Annotated in this window: 12 protein-coding genes and 2 tRNA genes; 13 read left to right on the forward strand and 1 reads right to left on the reverse strand. The window is 40.1% G+C overall.

Annotation, left to right across the window (positions count from 1 at the left end; translation table 11 throughout):
* The first annotated feature begins 3 nt into the window (after positions 1-3).
* From AN393_RS17930 to AN393_RS17940, 3 genes are all read left to right on the forward strand, one after another.
* Positions 4-79 (forward strand) — tRNA-Glu (locus tag AN393_RS17930).
* 174 nt (positions 80-253) lie between these two features.
* A tRNA-Glu gene (locus AN393_RS17935) sits at positions 254-329 on the forward strand.
* A 502-nt stretch (positions 330-831) separates the two neighbouring features.
* The gene (locus AN393_RS17940) at positions 832-1,098 is read left to right on the forward strand and encodes a DksA/TraR family C4-type zinc finger protein (RefSeq protein WP_055016652.1); all 267 of its coding nucleotides are present in this window, start codon (positions 832-834) and stop codon (positions 1,096-1,098) included.
* 177 nt (positions 1,099-1,275) lie between these two features.
* Here AN393_RS17940 and gloA read toward each other — a convergent pair whose 3' ends face one another.
* Entirely contained in the window at positions 1,276-1,665 is a 390-nt protein-coding gene (gene gloA / locus AN393_RS17945; RefSeq protein ID WP_055018793.1) for a lactoylglutathione lyase, read from the reverse strand.
* A 1,091-nt stretch (positions 1,666-2,756) separates the two neighbouring features.
* On the opposite strand from gloA, the gene AN393_RS17950 reads away from it, so the two are divergent.
* From AN393_RS17950 to AN393_RS17995, 10 genes are all read left to right on the forward strand, one after another.
* Complete coding sequence (locus AN393_RS17950) at positions 2,757-3,635, forward strand: NAD(P)-dependent oxidoreductase (protein ID WP_055016654.1); 879 nt, start codon at positions 2,757-2,759, stop codon at positions 3,633-3,635.
* A 146-nt stretch (positions 3,636-3,781) separates the two neighbouring features.
* Positions 3,782-6,040, forward strand: a complete 2,259-nt coding sequence (locus AN393_RS17955; RefSeq protein WP_055018794.1) for a chondroitinase-B domain-containing protein — start codon at positions 3,782-3,784, stop codon at positions 6,038-6,040.
* 2 nt (positions 6,041-6,042) lie between these two features.
* The gene (locus AN393_RS17960) at positions 6,043-8,262 is read left to right on the forward strand and encodes a heparinase II/III family protein (protein ID WP_152968292.1); all 2,220 of its coding nucleotides are present in this window, start codon (positions 6,043-6,045) and stop codon (positions 8,260-8,262) included.
* A gap of 5 nt (positions 8,263-8,267) precedes the next feature.
* Entirely contained in the window at positions 8,268-8,612 is a 345-nt protein-coding gene (locus AN393_RS17965; protein WP_055016656.1) for a cupin domain-containing protein, read from the forward strand.
* Positions 8,613-8,615: 3 nt separating this feature from the next.
* Positions 8,616-9,923, forward strand: a complete 1,308-nt coding sequence (locus AN393_RS17970; protein ID WP_055016657.1) for an MFS transporter — start codon at positions 8,616-8,618, stop codon at positions 9,921-9,923.
* 57 nt (positions 9,924-9,980) lie between these two features.
* Positions 9,981-10,913, forward strand: a complete 933-nt coding sequence (locus AN393_RS17975; RefSeq protein ID WP_055018795.1) for a sugar kinase — start codon at positions 9,981-9,983, stop codon at positions 10,911-10,913.
* Positions 10,914-10,977: 64 nt separating this feature from the next.
* Positions 10,978-11,595, forward strand: coding sequence for a bifunctional 4-hydroxy-2-oxoglutarate aldolase/2-dehydro-3-deoxy-phosphogluconate aldolase (gene eda / locus AN393_RS17980; RefSeq protein WP_055016659.1), 618 nt, complete (start codon positions 10,978-10,980; stop codon positions 11,593-11,595).
* Between the two features lie 13 nt (positions 11,596-11,608).
* The gene (fbaA, locus tag AN393_RS17985; protein ID WP_055016660.1) at positions 11,609-12,691 is read left to right on the forward strand and encodes a class II fructose-bisphosphate aldolase; all 1,083 of its coding nucleotides are present in this window, start codon (positions 11,609-11,611) and stop codon (positions 12,689-12,691) included.
* Complete coding sequence (locus AN393_RS17990; RefSeq protein ID WP_055016661.1) at positions 12,688-13,650, forward strand: class 1 fructose-bisphosphatase; 963 nt, start codon at positions 12,688-12,690, stop codon at positions 13,648-13,650. The genes fbaA and AN393_RS17990 overlap by 4 nt, the downstream gene beginning before the upstream one ends.
* 793 nt (positions 13,651-14,443) lie before the next feature.
* Positions 14,444-17,179, forward strand: a complete 2,736-nt coding sequence (locus AN393_RS17995; RefSeq protein WP_055018796.1) for a poly(beta-D-mannuronate) lyase — start codon at positions 14,444-14,446, stop codon at positions 17,177-17,179.
* Positions 17,180-17,219 lie beyond the last annotated feature (40 nt).

A 17,219-nucleotide genomic window follows, 5' to 3' on the forward strand; every position in this document is an offset into this window, starting at 1 on the left:
AGTGTCCCCATCGTCTAGAGGCCTAGGACACCGCCCTTTCACGGCGGTAACAGGGGTTCGAATCCCCTTGGGGACGCCACTTACTATTTGTAGTAGGGTAGTGTTATTAAAAGCTCGCCTGAAACGAGTTAAACCATTCAGTTGTCCTAGTGACACAGAAAACGTTTTTGAGAAGATAATGCCATTTGCCTCGCAGGCTCGGTCTCATCTTACTTAGAAATAGCAAATCAGTGATTTGCAAAGCAATTTCTGCGTCCCCATCGTCTAGAGGCCTAGGACACCGCCCTTTCACGGCGGTAACAGGGGTTCGAATCCCCTTGGGGACGCCACTTACTATAAAGTACGGTATTAAGTAGTGTGACACCGCACTCTCTATGCACGACGCTATCAAAAGTACTAATCTCTTTGAGATGCCACTTACTATTTTAGTAGTGTATAAATCTATTACTTCCTTAGCTCTATCCAGTGCATTAATTTCTATCGTTTATCCGCCAAAACTTTAGTTTTACACTTTTAAACTTCTCAATATCTAAAAACCTATCTATTTAATTAATAATCACCTACGTATAATCTCTTTGGTTTCAAGACAGAACCGCAATAATAATTATTCATTTACAGTGATAAATTTTTTGCTAGCTGCGTTAAAAATACATACCTATAACTACATGTGTAGATAAAATGGGTAGCACAACTAAATTACTAATTACTCTAAACTATATTTATTCACCCTTTAAATAGCTTACGCAATAAAGCCAGTACAAAATATTCAGCATTTATAAAGCGCTGTGCTGCTAGCCTTTTAGTTTAATTTCTCATTACTTGGAGTTAATTATGGCAAGTGGTTGGGCGCGAGATGGCGCAATTCAAGATCAAATCGATGCAAGTGTTAATGACGCAGTGCAATATGCAAGACAAAATTTAATCTCTGGCGCGAGTGCCGAATTCTGTGATGAGTGTGATTGTGAAATACCACAGGCACGCAGGTTAGCACTGCCAGGTGTTAGGCATTGTGTGGCATGTCAAAGTGAGCTTGAGGCTAAAGGTAAGGCCGTATCAGGTGTAAACCGCCGCGCAAGTAAAGATAGTCAACTAAGGTAAAGGTGCAAATAGGCACCTTTTGATAAATTTTTTTACCTTGATCGCGAGGTTGTAACCGAGTGAGCTCGATAATCGCCCTGCGTTATTTTAATGACTTATATCCATGTAAGAATAAGCAAAAATAGAGCAAAGCTTCCGCATTTTGATCGCACCTCTTACCAACACCCATTAATGGGATTAGTTTCTCTTTTTTTGAATAAGCTCAATTGAATAGCCATCAGGGTCTTTCACAAAAGCAATTTCTGTTGTACCACCTTTGACTGGTCCGGGCTCTCGGCTGACGTTTCCACCTGCGGCCTTGATGTCATCACATGCTTTGTATATATCGTCAAATTCAATAGCTATATGGCCATAAGCATTCCCCAAATCGTAGTTATTTTGATCCCAGTTATAAGTAAGCTCTAAAACGGTATTATTATCCTCTTCTCCATACCCTACAAAAGCCAATGTATAACGATACTCTTCATTATCAGAGCGGCGTAATTCTTTCATTCCTAAAACCTGTGTATAAAAAGAAAGTGACTTTTCTAAGTCGGCTACACGCAACATCGTGTGTAATAAACGCATTTAGGTTACCTCTGTGAGTTTAAAGTTAAATAGGTGGGGAAGCATAGCGCCAGATGGAGATAATTCATAGCCATATCAAGGCACCTGAGCTAGCTGTATACCTAACCCCTTATTTTATACCAACCCCGTAATAATACTTAATCATTTTTAGGGCCTAAAATTAATCAAATTGGTATTAAACACCCTCGTTTAGAACAATTAAATAACTAATTTTGCCTAGCTATCAACACGTCTATCTATTCTCGAAATAGCTCACTTAATTAAGCGGATAGGCATTATCTCTTTTTTAATAATAATTTTGTTTCAATAAGTTATTTGAGTATTCATTGCGTTACATGTACTTGCAATAGGTCAGACTTTTGCCACGTAAGTTTGCCTTGTTTTCACTGAGAGCCTTTAGCTTATGACATTAATTTAAGTATCAATGCGATTTAATATGTAAATAAACCTTTGGACTTTAATTAAGGTAAACGTGGTTACACGAGGCATTTGCACCTTTACATAGGCAGAAAATTAGAATACTAAATTCGTGTTATTACCATCAATAGGTAAGTGCACAGTGTATGTATGGTTACGGTATTTAAGTGTGTTGGCACAGGTGTAGTAACTTATTGGTCAACCTATTTTTTATTAGCCCCTAACCAATGAAGATAAAAGTATGTTTAATTAATTTTATTTACGAATAGCTATTAACCCTATGATTACTGGTTTCTTTTTGTTTCACATGGATTGAATTGTAAATCACCTTGGTTTACAAAGTTAACTTATTGGTTGACAATAATGGTGTATGGTAATACAGTTTTTGCATACCAATTGGTAAGCTGTTTGGTTTTAGCTTCTCCAAGGTATTAAAAAATAATAAAAGTAATGCTAAGCGTAGCCTAATAAATACGTAACCGGTCAGCAATTTACAGCGTGTAATTAACCTTTTATTACTCGCTAAATAGGAATAACGAGGCTGGTTATCTATTCAAAAGAGCATGCTCAGGGTTATTTTACACATTGAACTAAACGACACAGCGTACCTATTTATGGGGTAAATCATTATTCGTACTCATAAAAGCACGCACCATCATATTTAGGAGTTATTCATGTCTAAACCAGTAATCGGTTTTATCGGCCTTGGCTTAATGGGCGGCAATATGGCCGAAAACTTACAGAACAAAGGCTATGAGCTTATTGTTATGGATTTAAATAAAGATGCGGTTGCTGCATGCGTTAGCAGAGGCGCAAAAACAGCAAGCACTGCAAAAGAGCTCGCACAAGGTGCAGACATAATTATGTTTTGTTTAACAACATCTGCAGTTGTTGAAAAAATTGTGTACGCAGAAGATGGTATTTTAGCGGGTATTAAAGAAGGCGCGGTATTAATTGATTTTGGTACATCAATTCCTTCGTCGACTAAAAAAATTGGTGCTGATCTAGCTGCTAAAGGCGCAGGCATGATTGACGCACCACTAGGGCGTACTCCAGCCCATGCTAAAGACGGCCTATTAAATATTATGGCAGCGGGCGATATTGAAACGTTTAATAAAGTTAAGCCTGTACTTGAAGATCAGGGCGAAAACGTATTTCACCTAGGTGAGCTTGGCGCAGGTCATACGACTAAATTAATCAATAACTTTATGGGCATGACCACCGTATGTGCTATGTCACAAGCGTTTGCTGTAGCAGACAAAGCGGGTGTAGATCGCCAGCAACTATTTGACATCATGTCGACGGGGCCTTCTAGCTCTCCATTTATGCAATTTTGTAAAAACTACGCGGTAGACAATGTAAGCGACCTTGGTTTTTCAATTGCAAATGCAAACAAAGATTTAGGCTATTTCCTACAAATGGTTTCAGACCTTGGGACTGAATCAAAAATTGCCGAAGGGTCATCTGCTAATTTACAAGCGGCATTTGATGCAGGTATGGGCCAAGGCAACGTGCCAGAAATTTTTGATTACTTTAAAACTCTAGAAAAATAATACCAACAACATTGGGTGCTTTAACGTAGTTAAAGCACCAAAACACACACAACATCAATTGGCTAGATTTAATCTGCTTTGTGCAATGAGTGCAGTATTACTATTGATAAGGCATTACTTCCGGTCACACTGAAAAAGAGTTATCTATGCGTTTAATTAATATAATAAAGCTTAGCCTAGTTCTTATTGGGTGCACATCCACACAATTGGCAGCCAAAGATTATTTTGTAGACACTGAACAAGCTTTTCAAGAAATCTCTGACAAACTGGTTGCCGGCGATAAAGTAACTCTCAAAGACGGTACGTGGTCTAATTTTGAAATTTTATTACAAGGCCAAGGCACCAAAAACGCCCCTATAAAGCTTACAGCACAAACTAAGGGTAAGGTTATTCTATCAGGGCAATCTAATTTAAGACTGGCGGGTTCATTCTTAGAAGTGTCAGGGCTGGTATTTAAAAATGGTTATACGCCTAGCTTAGCCGTAATTGAGTTTCGTAAAAATAAAGATGAACTTGCTACCCACTCGCGTGTAACTGAGGTTGTTATCGATAACTACAATAACCCAGATAAGCGTGAATCTGACTATTGGGTGGCGCTATATGGTAAACACAATCGTTTTGATCACAGCCACTTAGTAGGTAAGCGTAACAAAGGTGTTACAGTTGCTGTAAGGCTTAATAGTGAGCAAAGCCAACAAAACCATCATCAAATTGATCATAACTTCTTTGGCTATCGCCCAACTTTTGGGTCAAATGGCGGTGAAACACTGCGCATTGGGACTAGCCACTATTCTTTAAGTGATTCATTCACTCTAGTTGAAAACAACTACTTTGAACGTACAAACGGCGAAGTAGAAATAATCTCTGTTAAATCAGGTAAAAACCACATTCGTAATAATGTGTTTTTTGAATCTCGCGGCACATTAACGCTGCGCCATGGTAATGGCAATGTTATTGAAGAAAATATCTTTTTAGGCAATGGCGTGGAGCACACTGGTGGCATTCGCATAATAAACAAAAATCAAACTGTAAAAAATAATTACTTAGAGGGCTTAACAGGCTATCGCTTTGGGAGTGGTTTTACGGTTATGAACGGTGTGCCTAACTCACCTATAAATCGTTACCACCAGGTAGAAAACGCGACAATTGAAAACAATACCTATGTAAATGTACGTCATATACAACTGGGTGCGGGTAGCGATAGCGAGCGCAGCGCAGCGCCAATTAATAGCGTAATGAAAAATAATCTTATTATTAATCAAAACGGCGAGCAGCCTTTTACAACCTTTGATGATGTAAGCGGTATTAAATTTAGCAAAAATGTAGCCAACACCCAGGTATTAAAAGAGTTAAATTACGGTGTTAAGCAGCAAGATGTAACACTCACTAGAGCTAGTAATGGTTTACTTTATCCTAAATCAAACAAAATAAGTGCAGGTGCTAAACGCGGTTTAAAGGTGCTAAACAAGGCCGACACCGGCGTTAGTTGGTATCCAAAAAAAGAACAAGTTGTGGCGTTTGATACGGGCAAAACTCACCCAGTTAAAGCGACTGCAGATGCATTACTAAACGCAATTAATACTGCACAAACGGGTGATGTATTAGAGCTGTCTGATGGCCAATACGATGTATCTAAACTCGTTAAAATAAATAAAGTGCTTACATTTAAAGCTAAACATGCTGGTAAAGCTAAGTTGACTTACCAACGTTCAACATTATTCGAAATTCATGATGGCGGTAGTTTAAAGCTCGATGGTTTAGTTATCTCAGGTGAAAATGCGCCCGATGCTATTAATAATAGTGTGGTACGCACTAAAAAGTGGGGCATGATTGATAATTACCGCTTTGAAATACACAACTCACAACTAACTAATCTTGATATTAATCATTCATTTCACTTTTTTGTAACGGGCAAAGGTGCGATGGCAGATGAAATCACGTTAGTAAATAACACCTTTAAAAATGTAACTGGCGATATTTTACGCCTCAATACCGAAATAGAAGATTTAGGTATTTATAACGCTGAGTATGTAACCCTTAAAAATAACACTTTTGATGAGGTGGCCGGTGCGGTTGTTAAGTTATACCGAGGAGGGAGCGATGAGAGCACCTTTGGTCCGCATTTATTAATGACTAATAACATCCTAACTAAAGTAGGTTTAGGTAAGCGAAACAAGGTGAATGCAAGTGTGTATGCACACGGTGTTCAAGTTACAAACATTATAAATAACAAATTTAGAAAATCTGCACAGGTTAAAATTGAGCACACGGTAGGTGAGCCAATAACAGCCATTACAGATAACACCTTTGATGCAACAAAAGCTCCAAGCGTAAAAGAACTACGTGTAGAGGGCCCTCACACGGCAACCATTAAAAATAATAACGTTTTAAATAAGGTGAACTAACAATGATTAATTTAACACAAAGTAAGTCATTATTTAAAACGGTGGGCGTGACTGTAAGTGCCTTAGTTTTATCGTTAAACGCCTACGCAGCGCATCCTAATTTGGTAATAACCAACGATGATGTACAGCAAATGCGTCAAGCAATTAGCAGTAATGAGCAGGGCAAATTTGCTAACGCATTTGAAGCGCTCAAAGCACAGGTAGACGAACAAATTAAAGGCCCTATTTCGGTACCTGTGCCTAAAGATGGTGGGGGAGGCTATACCCACGAGCAACATAAAAAAAATTATCAACTTATGTATAACGCGGGTGTTATTTATCAGCTAAGCCAAGATGAAAAATACGCACATTACGTACGTGATATGTTGCTTGCTTATGCCAAATTATACCCAACGCTCAATGTACATCCTAAGCGTAAAGTTAAGTCGCAAAACCCAGGTAAGCTATTTTGGCAAAGCCTTAACGAAGCTATGTGGCTTGTTTATACCATCCAAGCATATGATTTAGTTCACGACGCACTAAGCGATACGAATATCAAAACCATTGAAAATGATTTATTGCGCCCAGTCGCGTTATTTTTATCACAAGGCCAGCCATCAACCTTCAATAAAGTGCATAACCATGGCACCTGGGCTACAGCAGGTGTAGGCATGGCAGGGTATGTGTTAGATGAATCTGAGTGGGTTGAAAAATCTCTTTACGATTTAAATAAATCAGGTAAAGGGGGGTTTATTAAGCAGCTCGACATGCTGTTTTCACCACAAGGTTATTACAACGAAGGACCTTATTATCAACGCTTTGCATTACTTCCGTTTGTAACCTTTGCAAAAGCAATTGAAAACAATGAACCGCAACGGGATATTTTTGAATATCGTGACGGCATATTGCTCAAAGCAATTGATACCACTATTCAGCTAAGCTACAACGGTCTATTTTTTCCAATAAACGATGCCATAAAAAGTAAAGGTATTGATACGATTGAGTTAGTTCAAGGTGTAACGGCTGCGTATAGCCTGACTAACGATACGGGTTATCTAGATATTGCACAGTATCAAGATCAAGTGGTTCTAACTGGTGATGGTTTAAAAGTTGCTCAAGCGTTGGATGAAAATAAGCAAACGCCTTATGTGTTTAAATCAGTAGCGTTTGGCGATGGTAACGATGGCAAGCAAGGTGCATTGGTAGTAATGCGTACGCAAACTGGTGGCGACCAAGCACTTTTATTTAAACCTGCTGCTCAAGGCTTAGGGCATGGCCATTTTGATAAATTAACTTGGCAGTTTTACGACCATGGTAATGAAATTGTATCTGATTATGGCGCTGCACGTTTTTTAAATGTTGAAGCTAAATACGGCGGTCGTTACCTACCAGAGAACGAGACTTACGCAAAACACTCAGTGGCACACAATACGGTTGTGATTGATGAAACCTCGCATTTTAACGCTAATGTTAAAGTAGGTAATAATAATCACCCTAAGCTTAATTTCTTTGAGACAAACCAATACGGAACAGTCTCAAGTGGGCAAATAAGCACGGCTTATAAAGGCGTTGAGCTTGAACGCACCTTGGCATTAATTAATCTGCCTGAACTTGAAATCACGCTTGCAATCGACATTTTTAATGTTAATGCAGATGCCTCCCATAAAATTGATTTACCGCTGCATTATAAAGGTCAATTAATTGATACCAGCTTTGAGTTACTTGGTAATACCAAAAGCTTAGCTGCGCTGGGTGATAAAAATGGTTACCAACATTTGTGGTTAAAAGCAAAGGCAAAGCCTGAAGAAGGTTTAGCAAAGGTAACATGGTTAAATGACAATGGCCGTTTTTATACTCAAACAAGCCTAGTGAAAGGGGATGAGTCTTTCTTATTTACGCAAATAGGCGCTAACGATCCGCATTTTAATCTTCGTAATGAAAATGGCTACATTCGCCGAGTAGAAGATAAAAAGCAGCATAAATTTATTTCTGTACTTGAGCCTCATGGTGAATACAACCCAAGTAAAGAATATACCCTAGAAGCGATTAGCCGTGTATCTTCACTTAAGTATGACGTACAAGCACATTTGGACCTAGTTGAAGTTAAAGTAAAAAATAACACCTACTTGGTTGCTATTAATAAAGCTGAGAAAGCAGCTAAACACACATTCACATATCAAAATAAAGCATTCACCTTAAATGGCCGTCTTGGCGTTTATGCGATGAAAAATAATCAGGAGTAAACAGGATGCAAAAGCAAAGTCCACACTTTTCATTTGGTAATGAAACCGAGATTGAAGATTTAGGTAATGGTTTAAAACGCCAAATGCTTGGCTATAACGAAGAGCTAATGGCTGTAAAAATTTGGTTCTCCGAGGGGGCGATTGGTTATAACCATGCGCACAGACATTCGCAAGTAACGTATGTTGTTGAGGGTGAATTTCACTTTAATATTGATGGCGTCACTAAAATCTTAAAAGCAGGCGATAGCTGTTTTATTCCTCCTTTTGCTGATCACGGTGCAACATGCCCAACTGGCGGTATTTTGATTGATACCTTTAGCCCAGCTCGCGAAGACTTTCTTGAGGAATAACCTATGAAAATTAAAGGCTTACGGTGGTGGGTCATTGTGCTGATTGCACTGGCTACCATTATTAATTACATCGACCGTCAAGCGCTTAGCGTTTTATGGCCAGATATTGTGGAAGAGATGTTCCCTGATGAATCTGCTTTAGAGCGTAAACAAATTTACGCAAATATTTCTATTGTTTTCGTGTTTGCTTATGCATTTGGCCAAGCTATTTTTGGCAAAATTTTTGACTGGGTGGGGACACGTTTTGGTTTTGTACTTTCAATAGGTGTGTGGTCTTTAGCCACGATTGCCCATGCATTTGCACAAGGAGTGCTTAGTTTAAGTATTTTCCGCGCAATTTTAGGTGTAGCTGAAGCGGGTAACTGGCCCGGAGCAGCTAAAGGTAATGCCGAATGGTTTCCAACTAAAGAGCGTGCTTTAGCGCAAGGTATATTTAATTCTGGTGCAGCTATTGGTGGCATTATTGCTATTCCGCTTATTGCATATTTAACTGTGTATTTTAGCTGGCAAATGGTGTTTATTTTTGTTGGTGCGTTAGGTTTTTTATGGTTAGTACCGTGGATTATTTTAGTAAAAGCGCCACCAGGCTCTCACCCTTGGATAAGTGAAGAAGAGCGCGAATACATTCTTACCGGACAACGACGCGTTGATGATAACGGCGATGTAACAAACGATGACGAAGAAGAATATAACCCCTCTACAGGTGAGTTACTTTCTCGTAAGCAAAGCTGGGGTGTAATTATAGCCTCTGCAGCTATTGATCCTATTTGGTGGTTGTTTGTATTTTGGATACCAATTTACCTAAACGAAGTGTACGGCATGGATGTTAAATCTATAGGTATTTATGGCTGGGTTCCTTATGTTGGTGCTATGTTTGGCGCTTGGTTTGGCGGATTACTCGCGCAAAACCGCCTAAAAGCAGGCTGGAATACTGATAAGACCCGTAAGCTGACAATTACACTGGGATGTTTAATTATGCTACCTGCTTTATTAGCTATGGCAAATCCAGGCGCGCCAGTAATTGCTGTACTTATTATGGCCGTTATTTTATTTGGCTTTCAAACCGCTATTGGTAACGTGCAAACCTTACCCAGCGACTTACTGGGTAAAAAAGCGGTAGGAACGCTGTCGGGCTTTTCTGGTATGGCCGCTAAATTAGGTGCTGTAGGGCTTACGTCACTGGTTCCGATTTTAACCGCTGATGGTAATTATACACCGGCGTTTGTAATAGGGGCATCTTTAGCGATTATTGCAATGGCGGCTGTATGGATTTTAATTCCAAAAATTGAACCATTAAAAAAGCCTAACTAATTTGTTGGCAATGGCTGTATTTTTACAGCCATTTACTACCTAAGGTAAGTGATAATAATGAAAAATATTTACTTTATTGGCGAATGCATGATTGAGTTAAGAGCGACCGTTCCCTCTACATTGCACCAGTCATTTGCAGGTGATGTATATAATTCGGCAGTTTACTTAAAGCGTTGCTTTCCAAAGATCACAACCTCAGTGATAACCGCTTTAGGGAAAGATAACTTAAGTAAAAAAATGCGTGAGCGTTTTGCAAGTGAACAATTAAATACAGATTATGTATTTGCTCACAACAGTAAAGTCCCTGGTATGTATTACATAGAAACGGACGAGCAAGGCGAACGCAGTTTTATTTATTGGCGCGATGATTCAGCAGCAAAAAAGGTGGTTGAATTTATTAGCCCTGAGCTAGTTAAACAGCTGTCATCGGGCGATATGTTTTTCTTTTCGGGGATTTCGTTAGCTGTAATAGAAGCACAAGCACGGCCGCAGTTTTGGGACATAGTTAAACAGCTTAAAACCGCAGGTGTGAAGATCGTATTTGATCCTAATTACCGCGCAAGACTATGGGATAACGTTGAGCAAACTAAAGCGCAGTATCATAGCGCGTTTAGCTTAGCCGATATTACTTTGCCGGGTGTTGAAGACTTAGAAACACTTTACGACGTCAAGAGCGTAGAGGCCGTTATTGATTATTTAGCACCGTATAACATCAATGAAATTGTAGTCAAAAACGGCCCTGACTCGGTTATTACAAAAGAGGCTGGCATAGTGCAAAGCCACAAAATTACACCGGTTAAAAACGTGATTGATACAACCTCCGCTGGTGATGCCTTTAATGGTGTGTATTTAGGCGCGCGTATAGATGGGCGACCTATTGATAAGGCTGTTGAACTTGCCGCGCAAGCCGCTGGCGCTGTTATTCAGCAACCCGGTGCCATTGCACCAAAAGATGTATTTCAACAAGCCATGGCTAAATCAGGCCTGTAACTGGCTAATGTACTCAATATATAACACTAAGTAGCACGATTATCTAAAATAAGGGAAACAACGCATGACTCGCTTTTCTGAACTAATGGCAGGGCAAACTCTGCTACCTATAATTCAAGCAGATACGCCAGAGCAAGGTGTTAACATCGCTAAAGCAATGGCAGAAGCAGGCCTAACATTGGTAGAGGTTGTTCTAAGAACAGATGCATCAATTGATGCGCTCAAGGCCATTAAAGAGCAAGTTCCTCAGTTAAAAGTGGGCGCAGGCACGGTTATTGACGAGACAATTTTAAAGCAAGCGCTAGAAGCAGGCTCAGATTTTATAGTAACACCTGCTGTATCGCCTACACTATTAAATGAGCTGGTAAAGTGTAACGTACCTGTATTGCCTGGTGTATCAAATACAGGTGATATTTTAATGGCACTTGAGTATGGTTTTGAAGAGCAAAAACTTTTCCCTGCTTCTTTGGCTGGTGGCGCGCCGTTTGTGTCGGCCGTTTCATCTGTATTTCGTGCAGTGAGTTTTTGCCCTACCGGCGGTGTAAGTGAAAAAAATAAAATGGATTACTTGTCGTTAAATAATGTATTTGCAGTAGGTGGTACCTGGGTTGCAAAAAAAGAGTGGGTAGCACAGGGTAACTGGCAAGCGATCACAGACTCTTGTATCGAGGCTTTAAAATAGCAAGGAGCAAAAAATGAATTATTTAGCCCCAACGATTGCGCCCGGTGTTGTTGTTGGCGATGAAGTAAGCGAAGTGTACAAACACGCACGAGCACATCAATATGCATTGCCAGCAGTAAATGTAGTGAGTACATCATCTATTAACGCGACTTTAGAAGCCGCAAGAGAAGTGAAGTCGCCGGTCATTATTCAGCTATCTAATGGGGGAGCACAGTTTTTTTGTGGTAAAGGTTTAGCTCTTGAGGGGCAACAGTCTGCTGTTGTAGGCGCAATAAGTGCTGCACATTATGTGCATAATGTAGCTAAGCACTATGGTGTTGCTGTAATGTTACATACAGATCATGCTGCAAAAAAACTACTGCCCTGGATTGATGGTTTGCTAGATGAAGGTGAAAAATACTTTGCACAAACAGGCAAGCCCCTTTTCTCATCACACATGATCGATCTTTCAGAAGAGCCACTGGAAGAAAATATAGAGATTTGTGAGCGTTATTTAGCGCGTATGGCAAAAATAGGCATGACACTTGAAATAGAGTTAGGGTGCACCGGTGGAGAAGAAGATGGGGTTGATAACTCCCATCTCGACAGCTCGGCTTTGTACACTCAACCTGAAGATGTAGCTTATGCTTATAAGCGTCTGAGTAAAATAAGCCCTAATTTCATTATTGCAGCTTCGTTTGGTAATGTTCACGGTGTTTATAAACCGGGTAATGTAGTGCTAACACCAAGCATATTGCGGGAGTCACAAGCCTATGTAGCTGAAAAATTTAATCTTGAACATAACGCGATCAATTTTGTTTTTCATGGGGGGAGTGGTTCAGAACATTGCAAAATTGCAGAATCGCTTACCTACGGGGTGGTAAAAATGAATATTGATACCGACACACAATGGGCGAGTTGGAATGGGGTATTAAACTATTATCAAGAAAAGCAAGATTACTTACAGGGCCAAATAGGCAACCCTGATGGTGAAGATAAACCCAATAAAAAATACTATGACCCACGCGTGTGGTTACGCCAGTCGGAGCAACATATGATGGCACGCCTGATTCAATGTTTTGACGACCTTAATTGTGTGAACAGGTATAGCGCATGAAAAGACTGAATAAAGTTTTAAAAGAAGATGGTGTTGAAACCGACCTAATCATGTTAATCCGTACTCTGTTAGCAACCACAAAAGAGATAGCGTTTAGAGTAAGCCAAGGTGAGCTTGCGGGTGTATTGGGCTCTACCCTTAACGAAAATATACAAGGTGAAGTTCAAAAAAAGCTAGATGTTATTGCTAATCAGCTTTTAAAAGACACTTTAATTGATGATGAATTGGTCAAAACAGTGGCATCTGAAGAAGAAGACAACGCAGTAGGTGCACACCCTGATGGTAAGTATATTGTGGCGTTTGATCCTCTCGATGGTTCATCAAATATTGATGTTAATGGACAAATAGGTACTATTTTTACCATTTACCCAGCAAAAGCAGATGTACCTTACGATAGTGATGAGCAATTTAATCAACCCGGTACTAATCAGGTTTGTGCGGGCTACGTGCTGTATGGGCCATCGTCGTTACTTGTGATGACAACAGGTGGACCAACCCGCTGTTATACGCATGATTTAACCCACGGCGGCTTTTTGCTTACTAAGCCAGAACTTAAGGTGTCGAGTAAAAGCCGTGAGTTCTCGGTTAATATGGCAAATTACAGATATTGGGATGAAGCCACGCAAGTTTACTTTGATAAATTACTGTATACATCAGAAGAATTTGCTAAAAGCTCAATTCGCTATAATGCGGCTATGGTCGGTGATGTGCACCGCATATTATGCCGTGGTGGGGTATTTATGTATCCACAAGATACGCGTTCTGGTAATGAAAATGGTAAAATACGGTTACTTTACGAAGCCAACCCATTGGCGATGTTAACTGAAAACGCAGGTGGTATAGCCACCTCTAAAGGCATGCGTATTTTAGATATTCACCCAGAGGATCTGCATCAACGTGTGCCTGTTATTTTAGGCTCTAGTGAACCGGTAGCTTATTTTAACTCTACGGTTTATTGAACTAGGGGCGTGTTGATCTTTGATGGTTAAATTTGCAGCAGTGTGTTTGCTTTAGGCAAAGCCTATGAAGTGTGGTTATTTCACATAGATAGGCGATAATGCAGCATAAATACCAAACACGCGGTTGCCCTTCGGATTCTGCCTAGGGGCTATAAATTCTTTGTTGCCTATATGGATGTAGGTAAGTGGTGTTAGCAAGGCGCGCAAGCCTTGCTCGAAATTTTCTTACCCTTACAGGAATGTAACTCATTAGAATAACGCAGGAGCAGTTATCGAGCCCACAAGGTTACAAATCTTACGCCGCGATTTAATCGCCCCTAGATTGAACACATCTCAATCCGCAAAGATCAACATGCCTTGGCATAAGGTCTATTTAATAATGTAATAACAATTTAAGCCGCTGCACGGGCATATATTCAACGCAGTGGCTTCACCTCAAACATGAACACATCAATAATTTCATGCCTATTACGCTCCCTGTAAATACTTAGCTCTACGTTTCGGTAAAACCAATTTATTATACTCTTTGATGGTCAACATATTTATTATATCAATATTGGTAATAACGGTATTTTATTAATGATATGTGCAAGTAAACTTTTAATTAATAAAATGTGATGATTTTTGAACGAATATAGTGGTAAAAGTGTTTTTATTATGATTATATTACCAAGTTGGTTAACAATGAGGCGTAAAAATAAAATAATTTGGTAATAACACACTGGGTATTTGGTAAATCACACATAACACATGCTAAATACTAAACCACACAATAAAGGAGAATAGAGCCATGATGAAATTAAAACATTTTGCATTATGTGCTGTTGCAGCTGCCATTATAGGTTGCGACACAGATTCAAATAATAATAACAATACATTGGGCTCTATTGCTCTAACAGGCACAGCGCTAACTGGCGAAACATTATCGACCAGTGTAAATGATGCAGATGGTATTTCTGGCGAAGTAAGCTACTACTGGTATGCCGATGGACAAGTTATTAGTGGTGCTAATGACGCAACGTTTACATTAACCGATGAGCAAATTGGTTTTGCGATTACTGCACAAGCGCTTTATACAGATGACAGCGGCGTTAATGAATCGCATTTAAGCGAACCAACCGATGAAGTGACAGCTATTCCTTTTGCGGCCACAGTAGAAATTAACGGTGATGCAATTATTGGGAATGAGCTAAGTGCTAGTGTGGCGGATGAAAATGGCTTCGATCCAGCGCTTGTAACTTATACGTGGTTTGCAGATGATGAGGAAATTGCTGATGAAACCTTAGCAACCTTCACAATTACCGAAGCGCAATTAGGTAAAGTTATTACTGTAAATGCAGTGTTTGAAGATAGCAGAGGCTTTGCAGAGTCAGCTACATCAGCTGCGACAGCGCCAGTAGAACGCGCGAATTCAGAAGGGTCGGTGGCTATTGTTGGTACGCCTACGATTGGTAATACACTAACGGCTGAAGTTACCGATGAAGATGGCGCAAGCGGCACAATCACTTATCAGTGGTTTGCAGATACTATAGCTATTGAAGGTGCAACACAAAGTACTTATGTTGTTGATGAATCACTACTTGGCCAAGTTATCACTGTGCAGGTTACTTACACAGACGATCATGGTTTTACCGAAGACAACCTATCACAGGCAACCATTGCAGTTTCAGCTGAAGCTGTAGATGAAGCGGGTAGCATTACCATTTCAGGCGCTATGCCTTATTTAGTGACTAGCGAATTAACCGCTGAAATTAGCGATAACAACGGTGTAGATGAGCAAAACGTTACCTACACCTGGCTTGCTGATGGCGTAGCAATAGCAGACACTAACAGCAAAACGTTTACGCCAACTAATCAAGCTGGCGCGATTATATCGGTGACGGCGAGTTACACCGATAACGATGGCTTTTCAAGCACAATTACCGAGACTGCCGATACTGTAGTGTACACGCAAGTAATAAGCGATGCAGGCGCGCTATTAGGAGCTATAAATGCAGGTCTTGCTGATGGCGACGTGATTGGTTTAAATACCGGCGTATATGCCGATCTTGATGCCATTATACTAACTAGTGCAGCAACGCTTAAAGCCGTTGAAGGGCAAAGCCCGGTAATTAGTGGTGAACTTTGTATTCATGTAGCCAGCGGTGTTGATGGCGCAGGTATTGAAGGACTTACTTTTAAAAATATTGATACTAAATCGGGCGGCTTTTGTGAAACCGAAGAAGACGCTGTTATTTATTCTGAGGGTGACAACTTCACATTTACTCAAAATACTATCGATGGTGAAGCACAGACGTTAAATAACTCCACTTACCACTGGTTAATGCTTAAAGGCGATGGCGCAATGGTTGAGCGTAATACCTTTGCAAACCGCGATAAAGCAGAAAATGGTTCGGTGATTAAAATGTCATCGTCAAGTACTAACCACGTTATTCAATATAACCTTTTCACAGGCTCAAGCAGTAATCCAAATTTTGGTAACTCTAGCCTGCACTTAATTAACGCAGGCAGTACCACAGGTACAGACGCAGCTGTAGATGCAAACTTTACTATTCAATACAACCGTGTAGAAAACTTTGTTACAGGTCGTCGCTTAATGCGCGTACAAACCTCTGGCGCGACGATTAAAGGCAATACCATTTTAAATCCAAATGGCGGTATTTCACTTGAAGATGGTGGATTTAATACGGTATCAGACAACGTTATTATTCGTACCACAGATATTGCAAGCTCAAGCGATCGACCAGCTGGTGTATTAATTACGCCTTTAGGCCACACAGTAAGCAATAACTACATTGCGGGTATTCGCTCAGGTAATAAAGAAGCAGGTGGTATTGTATTTACAGCGAATCCATTCTCACAAGCTGATGGCGGAGTGCCAAATGGAGGTAACCAAGCTGTGCTTGATGGTGCAGGCGACTTTACCCTTAATGTGACTAACAATACCGTACTTAACTCACAGCAACCTTTTGTATTTAGTACAGAAATAGGATCAAAAGCACCGGTAGGTGATTGTGATGAGCTTACCGCAGACAACGCACCTGTATTGTACGGTTTAACAAAAAATGCATTTGAAATTAACTTTAACGGTAATTTAAATGCCAATGGGGTGGGCGATCAAACTGATGAAGACACGATACAAAATAGCGCGCTTGTTTATGGTTTCTTTTACCCTAACACGCTGTCGAGCGATCATTCATTTGAGTACGACTGTGACCTAATTAATCATACTGAATCATTGTTCTCAAACAGCTTTGGCTTTAGTGACAGCTATGAGTCGGGCGATGCGAGTGATTTATGGGTTGATATTAGAAACGTAAATGGCAATGGTGAATACGACACCGATGGCGCTATTGACCAAGACCCAGAAGCAAATGGTAAAGAAGTCCCTGAATTTGTAACCGGTACAAGTACGCTGCTTGAGACTGACGCAAATGGTGCACAAGCCTTAGCAGGTGCAAGAAACTTATACTACATCCAAAGCACTGATGTAGGTGCAGGCTCTACATGGGTGGCACAAGATGAATAAATCAATACTGCATATTATTAATTTTTATAAAAATAGCAAA

Source organism: Pseudoalteromonas sp. P1-25, from assembly GCF_001401805.1.
Classification (GTDB): Bacteria; Pseudomonadota; Gammaproteobacteria; order Enterobacterales; family Alteromonadaceae; genus Pseudoalteromonas.